Genomic DNA, 12,506 nt, shown 5'->3' with positions numbered 1-12,506 from the left:
CGCATGCCTATTCGTCAGAAATTAATTCCGAGATTGCATCTCACACTAACCCCACCTAATATCTCCCAAATTGGGAGGGTACAGCGATGCGGATAATAGCCCTCTCTACCTTAAGGACATTCTGGGAAAGCCATCCCGCTTATACCGATGCCAAAACACCGCTGGTCGAACTGTATCGCCATATGGAGAAGACCACTTACCCTACGCCACAGGCTCTCAAGGCAGCGCTTAGAACGGCGAGCATTATCAAGGGCGGCAGGGTTGTTTTTAACGTGGGCGGCAACAAGTATCGAGTGATCATGGCGATCGACTATCAACGACAACTGGGGTTCGTGCGCTTCGTGGGAACCCATGTGCAGTACGACCAGATCAACGCGGAGACCGTGTGATGAACATCAAACCGATTCATTCCCAGGAAGACCTGACTGCCGCCCTTGCGCGTGTGGAGCAGCTTTGGGGCGCGGACATCGGCTCGCCTGAGGGTGACGAGCTGGAAATTCTCGCCGTGCTTATCGAAAAATACGAGGCGGAACACTTTCCCATGCCACCTTCGGACCCGGTGGAGGCGATCAGATTCCGCATGGAGCAATTAGGCATGACAGCCCGTGATCTGGAGCCCTTCATTGGCACCAGTGGGCGGGTGTCAGAGGTGCTGAACCACAAACGCAAGCTGAGCCTGTCGATGATCAAGCGGCTGCATGATGGCTTGAGCATTCCCTATGAGCGGTTACTGGCCGGGGGTTAGTCAACGGCCGCAAGGGCCTCATCGCAGGCAAGCCAGCGCCCACAGACTGACCGCATTCAGGTGGGAGCTGGCTTGCCTGCGATGGGGCCATCAACAGCGCTGGGTGTATTACAGGCTCAACTGCCGATTCGATGCCTTGATAAACTCTTTCTTCAAGTCCTCAAAGGTGTGCACCGCCGGGAACTGCGGGAACTCGCGAATCACATTTTCCGGCGCATGAAACAGAATCCCACGGTCAGCTTCACCCAACATCGTGGTGTCGTTGTAGGAATCTCCAGCGGCGATCACGCGGTAGTAAAGGGTCTTGAACGCCAGCACGGACTGGCGCTTAGGGTCTTTCTGACGCAGTTGATAGCTCACCACTCGATCATTCTCATCAGTGATCAGGCGGTGGCACAACAAGGTCGGGAAACCCAGCTGGCGCATCAATGGCTGGGAAAATTCGTAGAAGGTGTCCGACAGAATCACCACCTGGAAGCGTTCGCGCAGCCAGTTGACGAACTCGATGGCACCGTCCAGCGGCTTGAGGGTGGCGATCACTTCCTGGATATCGGCAAGTTTGAGCCCATGCTCGTCAAGAATGCGCAGACGCTGCTTCATAAGCACGTCGTAGTCGGGAATGTCACGGGTGGTGGCCCGCAGGGATTCAATACCGGTTTTTTCGGCGAAGGCGATCCAGATTTCAGGGACCAGCACGCCTTCCAGGTCGAGACAGGCAATTTCCACAAGACACTCCTATTGGATGTTATTAGTTGAGCGAGCAAAAGGACTGCCGAACTCTAGCGATTCAAGCGCGGCGCCGCAACGCAGAGCGGATTTTGATACCATCGCTCCCCTATAGAGCGCTCAGCGCCACTGACCTGTAGGAACCGTCCTGATGAACCAAGCCTTCGATGTCGCTGAACTCGCCGCGACTTATGCCAACAAATCCGCCCAGGAGATTCTCAAGCTGGCATTCAGCCAGTTCGGTGATGACCTGTGGATTTCCTTCAGCGGTGCCGAGGATGTGGTGCTGGTCGATATGGCTTGGAAGCTGAACAAGAACGTCAAGGTGTTCAGCCTCGACACCGGCCGCCTGCACCCGGAGACCTACCGGTTTATCGAGCAGGTGCGCGACTTCTACAAGATCGACATCGAGCTGATTTCGCCGGACCAGAGCAAGCTGGAACCCTTCGTCAAGGAAAAGGGCCTGTTCAGTTTCTATAAGGACGGTCATGGCGAATGCTGCGGCGTGCGCAAGATCGAGCCGCTGCGGCGCAAACTGTCCGACGTAAGCGCCTGGGCCACCGGCCAACGCCGCGACCAGAGCCCCGGCACCCGCAGCCAGGTGGCGGCGCTGGAGATCGATACGGCGTTTTCGACTCCGGAACGTACGTTGTACAAATTCAACCCGCTGGCGCAGATGACCAGTGAGGAAGTCTGGGGTTACATCCGCATGCTGGAGCTGCCCTACAACAGCCTGCATGAGCGCGGGTTTATCAGCATCGGCTGCGAGCCCTGCACCCGCCCGGTATTGCCTAACCAGCACGAGCGCGAAGGGCGTTGGTGGTGGGAAGAGGCCACGCAGAAGGAATGTGGCCTGCATGCTGGGAATATCATCAGCAAGGCTTGAGATATAACGCGGTAAAAAAGTGTGGGAGCGGGCTTGCTCGCGAAGGCGGTGGATCAGTCACTTATAAGTCGACTGACACACCGCCTTCGCGAGCAAGCCCGCTCCCACATTTTGTTTTTGGCAGTCCATAGAAATGTACACACCAATGTAACCATAAGTGCCATTTATGTGTGCAATCCGTATTCTCCCGCACCAAAACGTAACACTCACTTCCTAACGCCGCTTCCCGCTTAAATAAAGCGCCTCCCCACAAAAAATAAATACCTGTTCAATCGGTCAATTTATATTGCTTTTAATTCAGCTAGTTATTTATCAAACCGATAAAAACGAAATTAACCCTGATTTTCATAGATCCAAAACTGGCACACATGTGGCTTAAGGTGAATGACTCTTTGTATACAATAAATACAAAACATACATACACTTTGCCATCTGCAGTGTTCCTGCAGATGCGCCGGAGCCTGCCGGAATGCGTACAAGCCTCTCGAATGACATCGCACTGGATCTGCCCTCCTCCGCCCTGAACCCCGAGGCGGCAAGCCCCGGCCCATTGGTGCTCAGCCCGCGCCTGCACAACAAGGACCTGGCGCCCACCAAAGCCGAAGGCCGACGCTGGGGGCGTTACAGCATCTTCGCGTTGTGGACCAACGACGTGCACAACATCGCCAACTATTCATTTGCCATTGGCTTGTATGCGCTGGGCCTCGGCGGCTGGCAGATTCTGTTGTCCCTGGGGATCGGCGCAGCGCTGGTGTACTTCTTCATGAACTTGTCGGGGTTTATGGGCCAGAAAACCGGCGTGCCGTTTCCGGTGATCAGCCGTATCAGTTTCGGCATCCATGGTGCGCAGATCCCGGCGTTGATCCGGGCGGTGATTGCGATTGCCTGGTTTGGTATTCAGACCTACCTCGCCTCGGTGGTTTTCCGTGTGCTGCTGTCGGCGATTCATCCAGGATTTGCCGATTATGACCACAACTCGATTCTCGGGCTGTCGACTCTGGGCTGGGCGTGTTTTATAACGATCTGGTTTGTGCAGTTGGCGATCCTGGCCTACGGCATGGAAATGGTGCGCCGCTATGAAGCCTTCGCCGGGCCGGTGATTCTGGTGACTGTGGCGTCGCTGGCCGGCTGGATGTACTTCCAGGTTGGCGGCAATATCGCCTGGTCGATCCGCGAGCCTTTGAGCGGCGGCGAGATGTGGCGCAACATCTTTGCCGGTGGCGCGCTGTGGCTGAGCATCTACGGCACGCTGATCCTCAATTTCTGCGATTTCGCCCGCTCCTCGCCCTGCCGCAAGACCATCCTGGTCGGCAACTTCTGGGGCTTGCCGGTGAATATCCTGGTGTTTGCCGCGATCACCGTGTTGCTCTGCGGCGGGCAATTCCAGCTCAATGGCCGGGTGATCGAAAGCCCGACCGAAATCATCGCGGCCATCCCCAATACCTTCTTCCTCATGCTCGGCTGCCTCGCGTTCCTGATCGTTACCGTGGCGGTGAACATCATGGCCAACTTTGTCGCGCCGGCCTTTGTGCTCAGCAACCTGGCGCCCAAGTACCTGAACTTCCGGCGGGCCGGGCTGATCAGCGCCACTGTGGCGGTGCTGATCCTGCCGTGGAACCTCTACAACAGCCCGCTGGTGATCGTGTATTTCCTCTCCGGGCTGGGTGCGCTGCTGGGGCCGCTGTATGGGGTGATCATGGTCGATTATTGGTTGATCCGTAAAAGCCAGGTGGATGTACTGCAACTGTATAGCGAAGACCCGAATGGCGTTTATTACTACAGCCGCGGGGTCAATTTACGCGCGGTAGCGGCGTTTATTCCGGCGGCAGTCATCGCGATTCTGCTGGCGCTGTTGCCGGGTTTTGCCAGTGTGGCACCGTTTTCCTGGCTGTTTGGCGCCGGTATTGCAGGGCTGTTGTACTTGCTGATTGCCAAGCGCCAAGGGTTCTACGCCGATGTCAGCGGCGAAAGCATTGCAGTCGATAACGTCAGTCATTAATCAAGGACATTCCATGCGCATCCTCGTGGTCAACGTCAACACCACCGCATCCATCACCGACACCATCGCCCAGCAGGCGCGGGCCGTGGCTTCACCGGGCACCGAGATTATCGGGCTCACCCCGTTCTTCGGTGCGGAATCAGTCGAGGGCAACTTTGAAAGCTACCTGGCCGCCATCGCCGTGATGGACCGGGTGATGGCCTACGATCAACCGTTCGATGCGGTGATCCAGGCCGGCTACGGCGAACATGGCCGTGAAGGCTTGCAGGAATTGCTCAACGTGCCGGTGGTGGACATCACCGAAGCGGCGGCCAGCACGGCGATGTTTCTGGGGCATGCCTATTCGGTGGTGACTACCCTGGACCGCACCGTGCCGTTGATCGAAGACCGCCTTAAGCTCGCGGGTCTCTATCAACGCTGCGCCTCGGTGCGCGCCAGCGGCATGGCGGTGCTGGAGCTGGAAGAAGACCCGCTGGCCGCCATGGAAGCCATCGTGCGCGAGGCGGAGCTGGCCATCCGCGACGACAAGGCCGAAGTGATCTGCCTGGGCTGCGGCGGCATGGCCGGGCTGGATGAGCAGATTCGCCAGCGTACCGGCGTGCCGGTGGTGGATGGCGTCACGGCGGCGGTGACCATTGCCGAATCGCTGGTGCGTCTGGGGTTGTCGACGTCGAAGATCAGGACTTATGCAACGCCCCGGCCGAAGAAAGTGATCGGCTGGCCAGGTCGGTAGACCGAGGCGTCTGCATCGCGGGCAAGCCCGGCTCCCACAGTTGCTCGCATTCCTCTGTGGGAGCCGGGCTTGCCCGCGATGGCCGCGACTCGGTAGAGGGGTCGTGATCAAATCGCGCTGAATGCTTGCCCCAGTTTCTGCTCGGCAAACTGCTCGATGATGAAGTCCACAAACGCCCGGGTTTTGCCGGGCAGCAGTTTGTGTTCGGCGTAGTAGAGGGAGATGTTGCCATCGTCGACGTACCAGTCGGGCAGTACGCGTACCAACTTGCCGCTCGCCAGCCAAGGCACGGCAAACGGCATGCTCACCAGCGCGATGCCCAACCCTTGGTCCGCCGCGACGCAGGCCGCCTGGGAATCGCTCATGGTCATGCGCGCCTTGAGGTTCAGCGGGGCGTGCCCGCCGTGGCGACCGGTCAGTTGCCAGGAACGCACGCGGCCGGTTTGTGGCGAACGAATCAGAATGCCTTCGCAGTGCTCAAGGTCTTCGGGCTGCAACACCCTCGCGCGTGCCGCCAGATAATCCGGTGAGGCCACCAGCACCCGATGCGCCGGCGCGAGCTTACGCGCGACCACGCCCTGAGGCAGTTCAAACCCACCGCCCAATGCGGCGTCGAACCCTTGGCCAATCAGATCAACCTGGCGATTATCAAAATGCCAGTCGGGGCTGATATCGGGGAAGCGCTTCAGAAACTCGCCCAGCAACGGCACGATGTATAAACAGCCGACCACCGTGCCCATGCTGACTTTCAAGGTTCCCACCGGCCGCCCTTCAGCGCTGGCAAGGTTAGCCACGGCGTTCTGGATGGTGGTGAGGCTGGCGCTGACTTCTTCGAGGAACAGCTTGCCGGCTTCGGTCAGCGTCAGCCGCCGGGTACTGCGCTGAAACAGCCGAACCCCCAGGCGCGCTTCCAGCTTGGCGACGCTTTTACCGACTGCCGCCGGGGTCAAACTCAAATGCCGGGCCGCTTCGGCGAAGCTGCCACCTTCGGCGCTGCGCACGAAACATTCGATACTGCCAAAGCTCTCCATGTCGACCACTCTAAACTTTTGGTTTACACAGACTATAGCAATCACGGTCTACCGACGTGGCTGGGTGAGGCCGATACTCGGTCCATCAACTACTTGGAGATCGACATGACCACACACACCCTCAGCGGCAAAGTTGCATTGATCCAGGGCGGTTCTCGCGGCATTGGCGCTGCCATCGTCAAACGCCTGGCAGCGCAAGGTGCGGCCGTCGCCTTTACCTACGTCAGTTCGGCCGCGAAGGCCGAAGAACTGCAAAACAGCGTGATCAGTGCAGGCGGCAAAGCCTTGGCCATTCAGGCCGACAGCGCCGATGCCACAGCGATTCGCAACGCCGTCAACGCTACCGTCGAAGCCTTTGGGCGCGTGGATATCCTGGTGAACAACGCCGGTGTGCTCGCCATCGCGCCACTGGAAGACTTCAAGCTGGAAGACTTCGACCAGACCCTGGCGATCAATGTGCGCAGTGTATTTATCGCCACTCAGGAGGCGGCCAAACACATGGGCGACGGCGGCCGCGTGATCAATATCGGCAGCACCAATGCCGAGCGCATGCCGTTTGGCGGTGGCGGGCCGTATGCGATGAGCAAGGCGGCGCTGGTGGGGCTGACCAAGGGCCTGGCACGGGATCTGGGGCCGCGTGGCATCACCATCAACAATGTGCAGCCTGGGCCGGTGGATACCGATATGAACCCGGCGGACAGTGAGTTTGCGGCGAGTTTGATTGGGTTGATGGCGGTTGGGCGGTATGGGCAGGTCGAAGAGATTGCCAGCTTCGTGGCTTACCTGGCCGGCCCGGAGGCGGGCTACATCACGGGTGCGAGCCTGACCATCGATGGTGGTTTCAGCGCTTAAAACTTCTGTAACACTGCAAAACCAAATGTGGGAGCTGGCTTGTCGGGTCGCCGCATCGCTGCGATGGCGATCTTGAGGACGCTATCGCAGACAAGCCAGCTCCCACATTTTTTTGAGCGTATTTTGCTCAGGCCATTGGCGGCAAGCCGTAGGCCGCCAGGTCAAAGTCCGCCAGCTTGCGGATGATCTGGTCGGCATGCTGGTACTTACTGTCGGCCATGGCTTCATCGGGCACGGCGATGGCGGTCATGTGGGCGGCCTTGGCGGCAGTCACGCCAAACGGCGAATCTTCGAACACCAGGCAATCTTCGGGCGCTACACCCAAGCGGCGGGCGGCAGTGAGGAAGATATCCGGTGCGGGTTTGGCAGCACCAACCTCCGGGTCATCCGCTGTGACGATAGTGCCGAACAAGCCAAACCACTCACGGTGCAACGTAGTCTTGTGGCCAAACGAATTACGCGAGGAACTGGTGCCCACGGCAATCGGAATATTGTGCGCCTTCAAATGCCGCACCAGCGCTTCAGCACCGGGCATGCCCAGGGCCTTGGGGAAACGCTCGCTCATCAAAGGCTCGCGAATCTCCAGAAATTCCGCCGGGGTGATCGGCAAGTCCAGCGCCTTCACCACATAGTCAGCCAGGTCCTGGGCGCCCCGGCCGATGATGTGCTGCTTGATGCCCCAATCGTAGGTGCGGCCGTAGCGTTCGGCGATGATCTGTGTGACTTCGGTGTAGATGCCTTCAGTGTCCAGCAACAACCCGTCCATATCGAAAATCACGGCCTTGATCGGACCGACTGGAGTACGCGGTACATTCATCGCAACAGAACCTTGGGGAAGGACTAAAAGGTTTCAGCACAATAGCGGCCTACAGCGTAGGTAAGCAACCTTGGCGGCCCTTCACCCTGCGGCGCTGTTCAGGGTGCCCACAGTGCGCTGTACTTGTATGACTTCAACCGCAGCAACCCGCCAAAAAAACTGTGCGTGTTCATTGATTACCTGCAAGCTCAACGCCAGCCCTGATAAAAGCGAACCTCTTCATGCTCTATCGCATTGCCGCCGACAGCCTGGTGCTGTTCCACCTGTGTTTTATCCTGTTCGTGCTGTTTGGCGGGTTACTGGCGCTCAAGTGGCGGCCAGTGATGTGGCTGCACCTGCCCGCCGCAGCCTGGGGCGTGGCAGTGGAAGTGTTCCACCTGCCCTGCCCGCTGACCCGCTGGGAAAACCTGTTGCGCCACCTCGCCGGGCAGGACGGTTATGGCGGCGGCTTTATCGAGCATTACATCCTTACGCTGATCTACCCGGCCGGGCTGACCCCAGAGATTCAACTGGGGCTGGGTGCCCTGGTGCTGCTAGTGAATATCGCCGTGTATGTGCGCTTGATCAGACAGCGTCAGGCAAACAACCCAGACCGAGCAATGTAGCTTCCACCGCCTGTTCCAGCGGCGTGTGCGGCTCGCGCCCCAAAGCCGCGACCAAACGCGTGTTATCCAGACGCAATGGGGTTTGCCACAGGTAATGCATCTCCTGCATCTCGCGAAGGGTGACGACAAAGGGCGCGGCCACTTTCAGCAACCACCATGGGAAACGACCTACGCGTGGTTGCTGGCCCGTCCTGCGCAGCACCACCTGCTGGATCGCCCGGGCCATCTGCGTGCCGTCAGTGTCCATATGCCCGGCCATGTGAAAGCGCGCAAAAGCCTCCAGGGTTGACCGGCGTTCAAGCAGCTCGACCATGGTGCGCGCCACGTCCGGCAAATAAGCCCATTGATGGGCCACACCCGGTGCGCCCGGATAGCTCACGGCGTGTACCGGTTTGCCGGGCTTGATCAAGCCTTGGGCAAACCAGTTATTGGCCAGCCGAGCGCCGAAAAAATCCCCGGCGCGCACAATCAGCACACGGGCGCCACGGCGGCACGCCTGTTCCAGACGCTGCTCCAGTTGTACGCGGATAGCCCCCTTGCGTGTTCGCGGGTGCTGCGGCGAATCCTCATACAGCACCGGAAACACATCCGGCCCGAAGTTGTAGACCGTGCCCGGCAACACAATCGTCGCGCCCTCGGCGATGGCCGCCGCAATGCTGTTGTCGATCATCGGCATGACCAGCTCAGCCCAATTGCGATAACCCGGTGGGTTGACGGCATGCACGATCACCGCACAACCACGGGCGGCGGCGCGTACCTCATCACGGTTGAGCGCGTCGCCCTCGATCCAGGAAAAATCGGCATTCGCCCGGCGGGCCTTGCCCACATCGCGCGTCAGCGCACACACTTCCCAGCCTAACGCGTGCAACTGCCGCGCCACTTCACCGCCGATCCCGCCGGTTGCACCCAGCACCAAAACCTTGCTCATCACCTTCTCCTACACGGGTTGGTGAAGCCATTGTGTGCGCAGCCTTGCTATAGATAAATTGCCGAAGACCATCCAGCCGCTATACATTTATGCATGGCATCGACAATTGGATGGGAGCTCTACCGGTCGTTCCTCGGCGTACTCAAGGAGGGATCGTTATCGGGTGCCGCGCGGCAGCTCGGTATCACACAGCCTACGGTGGGCCGGCACATCGCTGCGCTGGAAGCCGAGCTGGGCGTGGTGCTATTCACCCGCTCGCCCGCCGGGTTGCTGCCGACGGCGGTGGCCCACACCTTGCGCGCCCATGCCGACACCATGGAGCGCACCGCCGCCGCCCTGGAGCGCACCGCGTCTGCCCACGGCGAGGAAGTGCGCGGCGTGGTGCGGGTGTCAGCCAGCGAAGTGGTCGGCGTGGAAGTACTGCCGCCGATCATCACCCAACTGCGCCGCCAACACCCACGCCTGCGGGTTGAGCTGGTGCTGAGCAACCGCCTCAGCGACCTGCTGCAACTGGAAGCCGACATCGCCGTGCGCATGGTTCGACCCAGCCAGGAGCAACTGCTGGCGCAGCGTATCGGTCTGATTGAGGTCGGCTTGCACGCCCGCGACGATTACCTGCAACTGCATGGCATTCCTCTGCACATGCAGGATCTGGTCAACCATTGCGTCATCGGTTTCGACCAGGAAAACGCGTTTATCCGCAGCCTGGCCATCAAGGGCTTTGAACGCAGCGCCTTCGCCATCAGCAGCGACAGCGACCTGGCGCAACTGGCGCTGATCCGCGCCGGTGCCGGTATCGGCGGTTGCCAGGTGCAACTGGCCCAGCGCGACCCGCGTTTGCGCCGCGTGCTGCCCGAGGGCTTTGCGCTCAAATTGGACACCTGGGTGACCATGCACGAAGACCTGCGCAACAGCCCGCGCTGCCGCGTGACATTCGATGCGCTGGTGCAGGGTTTGCAGCGTTACGTACAGGCTTGAGACAGCTTCACTGGTAAAGAATCAGACTCCCTCAGTCCCTTCATAGACGCCCCCATGTCCGAAGCCTTCGAAGTCCCCAGCCCCCACGAAAAACACATTGAACACACCACCGAACATGCGCACGGGCGCGGTGACAACTTTGCCAGCCGCATCGCCGTAATGACCGCGTTGATGGCCACCCTCGGCGCCATGCTCAGCTACCAGGCCGGCTCCACCGAAAGCGAAGCGGCGATGGATAAAAACAACGCCGCCATCATCAAGACCGAAGCCGCCAACCAGTGGAACTACTACCAGGCCAAATCCAGCCGGCAGAACCTGGCGGAGCTGGCCACGCACATTCCGGGTGTGGATGCGGCGCATTACAAGGACGAGATCGAGCGCTACAAGGGCCAGAAGGAAGAGGTGCGCAAACAGGCCGAGAAGCTTGAGGCGACATCCAAGGAATGGGACCAGAAATCCGAAGAGGCGCTGCACCAGCATCACCGCTGGGCGCAGGCGATGACCGCGATTCAGATCGCGATTTCGTTGGCGGCGATTACGTTGCTGACGCGCAAGGAGTGGCTCAAGCGCCTGTCCTACACCGCCGGCGGAGTGGCGGTGGTACTGGGTAGCCTGGCGTGGCTGCATTTCTGACAGCATGTGGGAGCTGGCTTGCCTGCGATGGCGGTGGGCCAGGCAACATCAATGTTTACTGAACCACCGCCATCGCAGCGGTGCGACGATTCGACAAGCCAGCTCCCACATTTGATCTCTGGTGTTTTTGAGATTGGGCTGTGCCACTGCATCGCTCTATAGTAAAACGCACAACGACCAGCACAGCCTGACTGCGAGGGAACAGCCGGTGACCGCACAACCCAAAGAAGCCGTGGGCGCCGCCTACAGCATCGATGCCATGGGCTGGCGCTTGAACCTCGACATCAAGGGCCACCGTATCAGCGACTTCCCCCACGCCATCCATCGCGGCGGCGACCTCGGCGATTTCGAGCATTACCCGAATGCCGGGCTGTGGATTCTGGAAATCCAGATCGCCCACCCGAGCAAGCCCTACGGCGCTTTTTACGAAGACCTACTCGTTTAAGGAACATCCATGGAACGCTCCACCCAATTTCCCGAGCTGCTGTTTTCCTACGGCACCTTGCAGGACAAGGCCGTGCAACTCGCCAACTTCGGCCGGGAACTGGTCGGCCAGCACGAGCTCGGCTATGCGCAAAGCTGGGTAGAGGCGGCAGCGGATGCGTATGAGGTGTCGGACTATAAGCGCGTGTCCGTGGCGCTGGCTTCGGGGCTGACGGCTTGGGTTTACGTGCAAGCTCAATAACGCGCCTGCCGTCGTAGCATGGGCCACCTGGCGAGGGCGGCCCATGAACCCAAGCATTGCCATGCGCATGCGCCGGGTGGGTCAGTCGCTGTCGTCAAGCAAGTTATTCAATGCAACGGCCCGTAACTCGCGAACCTTATTGATACTTTTGTCCGGCGAAGACCTCACCACATCCCGGGGATCATTGATGCGCACCCGCCCGTAACCATCGATGATGAACTGCAAGTCCTCAATATGTACGTGGTGAGCTTTGAGCTTGTTGATTATAAAATCGCAGTCCTTTTGAACGTTGGTATTAAACTTCTCATCGCTCGGAAGGCTCTGGCGGTTATGAATCACATCCTCAGAATCCAGCGCATGGTGAATATAGTCTTTGGTAAGGCCCACTTGGCCGTTATAGGCAACCAACGCATGCGCATCGACCACTGGAAAACCCAGGTCTTTAAGCTGCTTGGTCAGTTGCATTTCTTTTTCTGCATAATCACTCGCAGGGATGTTTCCCGTCGTACCGGGGCGAATCAGGCAGACACATTGCCTGGCATCCTGCTGAGAGTGATAAACGTCTTTTTGGCTACCGGTTCCAAGCTTCACACCTAACGACGCGATAGCATTGAATTTAGATGCGCTCACGTCGGCACTGTGACCCAGGCCATCAGAGCGGGATACTGCATTAGCGTTTACTTGCAACACGTTAACCACCTTGCTCATCATTTTGATTGGTCAGACTTGGGATGGAACGCATCGAAGTCTGAAAGAGTGAGTGAACAGGTGGCTAAGTCGGTTCCCTTTTTTCATGCGCTGCTTGGGCAGCTACAGTGAAGGGCGATCAGCGCATGTCCGTGGCATTTGCTTCGGGCTCAGGGTTTGGGCATACACCTAGGCCTGAAA

General features: G+C 59.1%; 15 protein-coding genes and 1 pseudogene. 11 read left to right on the top strand and 5 right to left on the bottom strand.

Features of this window, described 5'->3' with window-relative positions; all coding sequences use genetic code 11:
- Positions 1-86: 86 nt before the first annotated feature.
- Together QF043_RS06200 and QF043_RS06195 are read left to right on the top strand one after the other, a co-directional pair.
- Positions 87-389 carry a type II toxin-antitoxin system HigB family toxin gene (locus tag QF043_RS06200; protein ID WP_307417855.1) on the top strand — a complete coding sequence of 101 codons (303 nt, stop codon included), beginning with the start codon at positions 87-89 and terminating at the stop codon, positions 387-389.
- Entirely contained in the window at positions 389-745 is a 357-nt protein-coding gene (locus QF043_RS06195; protein WP_305454916.1) for a type II toxin-antitoxin system HigA family antitoxin, read from the top strand. The genes QF043_RS06200 and QF043_RS06195 overlap by 1 nt, the downstream gene beginning before the upstream one ends.
- Positions 746-853: 108 nt before the next feature.
- Here the strand turns inward: QF043_RS06195 and thrH are convergent, their stop codons facing one another.
- On the bottom strand, positions 854-1,471 hold the full coding sequence (gene thrH / locus QF043_RS06190; RefSeq protein ID WP_065929901.1) for a bifunctional phosphoserine phosphatase/homoserine phosphotransferase ThrH: 618 nt from the start codon (positions 1,469-1,471) through the stop codon (positions 854-856).
- Positions 1,472-1,622: 151 nt separating this feature from the next.
- On the opposite strand from thrH, the gene QF043_RS06185 reads away from it, so the two are divergent.
- The 3 genes from QF043_RS06185 to QF043_RS06175 all read left to right on the top strand — a co-directional run bounded on the left by QF043_RS06185 (position 1,623) and on the right by QF043_RS06175 (position 5,089).
- The gene (locus tag QF043_RS06185; RefSeq protein ID WP_307417852.1) at positions 1,623-2,357 is read left to right on the top strand and encodes a phosphoadenylyl-sulfate reductase; all 735 of its coding nucleotides are present in this window, start codon (positions 1,623-1,625) and stop codon (positions 2,355-2,357) included.
- A gap of 469 nt (positions 2,358-2,826) precedes the next feature.
- Complete coding sequence (locus tag QF043_RS06180; protein ID WP_307417851.1) at positions 2,827-4,356, top strand: NCS1 family nucleobase:cation symporter-1; 1,530 nt, start codon at positions 2,827-2,829, stop codon at positions 4,354-4,356.
- A 13-nt stretch (positions 4,357-4,369) separates the two neighbouring features.
- Positions 4,370-5,089 carry an aspartate/glutamate racemase family protein gene (locus QF043_RS06175; RefSeq protein WP_307417850.1) on the top strand — a complete coding sequence of 240 codons (720 nt, stop codon included), beginning with the start codon at positions 4,370-4,372 and terminating at the stop codon, positions 5,087-5,089.
- Between the two features lie 107 nt (positions 5,090-5,196).
- Here QF043_RS06175 and QF043_RS06170 read toward each other — a convergent pair whose 3' ends face one another.
- On the bottom strand, positions 5,197-6,120 hold the full coding sequence (locus tag QF043_RS06170; protein WP_307417849.1) for a LysR family transcriptional regulator: 924 nt from the start codon (positions 6,118-6,120) through the stop codon (positions 5,197-5,199).
- Between the two features lie 105 nt (positions 6,121-6,225).
- On the opposite strand from QF043_RS06170, the gene QF043_RS06165 reads away from it, so the two are divergent.
- Positions 6,226-6,972 carry a 3-oxoacyl-ACP reductase family protein gene (locus tag QF043_RS06165; RefSeq protein ID WP_307417848.1) on the top strand — a complete coding sequence of 249 codons (747 nt, stop codon included), beginning with the start codon at positions 6,226-6,228 and terminating at the stop codon, positions 6,970-6,972.
- Positions 6,973-7,099: 127 nt separating this feature from the next.
- Here QF043_RS06165 and QF043_RS06160 read toward each other — a convergent pair whose 3' ends face one another.
- Positions 7,100-7,789 carry an HAD-IA family hydrolase gene (locus QF043_RS06160; RefSeq protein ID WP_307417847.1) on the bottom strand — a complete coding sequence of 230 codons (690 nt, stop codon included), beginning with the start codon at positions 7,787-7,789 and terminating at the stop codon, positions 7,100-7,102.
- Positions 7,790-8,010: 221 nt separating this feature from the next.
- Between QF043_RS06160 and QF043_RS06155 the strand changes: the two genes are divergently transcribed.
- Positions 8,011-8,394, top strand: coding sequence for a DUF2784 domain-containing protein (locus QF043_RS06155; protein ID WP_307417846.1), 384 nt, complete (start codon positions 8,011-8,013; stop codon positions 8,392-8,394).
- Here QF043_RS06155 and QF043_RS06150 read toward each other — a convergent pair.
- Positions 8,354-9,322, bottom strand: coding sequence for an NAD-dependent epimerase/dehydratase family protein (locus QF043_RS06150; protein ID WP_307417845.1), 969 nt, complete (start codon positions 9,320-9,322; stop codon positions 8,354-8,356). The genes QF043_RS06155 and QF043_RS06150 overlap by 41 nt on opposite strands.
- Positions 9,323-9,415: 93 nt before the next feature.
- Here QF043_RS06150 and QF043_RS06145 point away from each other — a divergent pair, with 93 nt between their 5' ends.
- The 4 genes and pseudogenes from QF043_RS06145 to QF043_RS06130 all read left to right on the top strand — a co-directional run bounded on the left by QF043_RS06145 (position 9,416) and on the right by QF043_RS06130 (position 11,618).
- Complete coding sequence (locus tag QF043_RS06145; protein ID WP_307417844.1) at positions 9,416-10,300, top strand: LysR family transcriptional regulator; 885 nt, start codon at positions 9,416-9,418, stop codon at positions 10,298-10,300.
- 54 nt (positions 10,301-10,354) lie between these two features.
- A complete protein-coding gene (locus QF043_RS06140) occupies positions 10,355-10,933 on the top strand; it encodes a DUF4337 domain-containing protein (protein ID WP_307417843.1) in 579 nt (192 codons plus the stop codon).
- Positions 10,934-11,186: 253 nt separating this feature from the next.
- Positions 11,187-11,378, top strand: a pseudogene (locus tag QF043_RS06135) ((Fe-S)-binding protein); the annotation flags it as partial.
- A gap of 9 nt (positions 11,379-11,387) precedes the next feature.
- Entirely contained in the window at positions 11,388-11,618 is a 231-nt protein-coding gene (locus QF043_RS06130) for a hypothetical protein (RefSeq protein WP_307417842.1), read from the top strand.
- An 81-nt stretch (positions 11,619-11,699) separates the two neighbouring features.
- On the opposite strand, the gene hopBF1 is transcribed toward QF043_RS06130, so the two are convergent.
- Positions 11,700-12,308, bottom strand: a complete 609-nt coding sequence (gene hopBF1, locus QF043_RS06125; protein WP_307417841.1) for a T3SS effector protein kinase HopBF1 — start codon at positions 12,306-12,308, stop codon at positions 11,700-11,702.
- Between the last annotated feature and the right edge of the window lie 198 nt (positions 12,309-12,506).

It is taken from the genome of Pseudomonas sp. W3I7, assembly GCF_030816095.1.
In the GTDB taxonomy this organism is placed as follows: domain Bacteria; phylum Pseudomonadota; class Gammaproteobacteria; order Pseudomonadales; family Pseudomonadaceae; genus Aquipseudomonas; species Aquipseudomonas salomonii.
The sequence above is the reverse complement of the archived record's forward strand: the minus strand, read 5'-3'. Positions and strand labels throughout refer to the sequence as shown.

Bases quoted from the DNA above. Each gene is read 5' to 3' on its own strand.
- QF043_RS06200 (WP_307417855.1), top strand. From the start codon at position 87: ATGCGGATAATAGCCCTCTCTACCTTAAGGACATTCTGGGAAAGCCAT.
- QF043_RS06175 (WP_307417850.1), top strand. From the start codon at position 4,370: ATGCGCATCCTCGTGGTCAACGTCAACACCACCGCATCCATCACCGAC.
- QF043_RS06145 (WP_307417844.1), top strand. From the start codon at position 9,416: ATGGCATCGACAATTGGATGGGAGCTCTACCGGTCGTTCCTCGGCGTA.
- QF043_RS06170 (WP_307417849.1), bottom strand. From the start codon at position 6,120: ATGGAGAGCTTTGGCAGTATCGAATGTTTCGTGCGCAGCGCCGAAGGT.
- QF043_RS06150 (WP_307417845.1), bottom strand. From the start codon at position 9,322: ATGAGCAAGGTTTTGGTGCTGGGTGCAACCGGCGGGATCGGCGGTGAA.
- QF043_RS06165 (WP_307417848.1), top strand. From the start codon at position 6,226: ATGACCACACACACCCTCAGCGGCAAAGTTGCATTGATCCAGGGCGGT.
- QF043_RS06140 (WP_307417843.1), top strand. From the start codon at position 10,355: ATGTCCGAAGCCTTCGAAGTCCCCAGCCCCCACGAAAAACACATTGAA.
- QF043_RS06130 (WP_307417842.1), top strand. From the start codon at position 11,388: ATGGAACGCTCCACCCAATTTCCCGAGCTGCTGTTTTCCTACGGCACC.
- QF043_RS06195 (WP_305454916.1), top strand. From the start codon at position 389: ATGAACATCAAACCGATTCATTCCCAGGAAGACCTGACTGCCGCCCTT.
- QF043_RS06155 (WP_307417846.1), top strand. From the start codon at position 8,011: ATGCTCTATCGCATTGCCGCCGACAGCCTGGTGCTGTTCCACCTGTGT.
- QF043_RS06180 (WP_307417851.1), top strand. From the start codon at position 2,827: ATGCGTACAAGCCTCTCGAATGACATCGCACTGGATCTGCCCTCCTCC.
- QF043_RS06185 (WP_307417852.1), top strand. From the start codon at position 1,623: ATGAACCAAGCCTTCGATGTCGCTGAACTCGCCGCGACTTATGCCAAC.
- QF043_RS06160 (WP_307417847.1), bottom strand. From the start codon at position 7,789: ATGAATGTACCGCGTACTCCAGTCGGTCCGATCAAGGCCGTGATTTTC.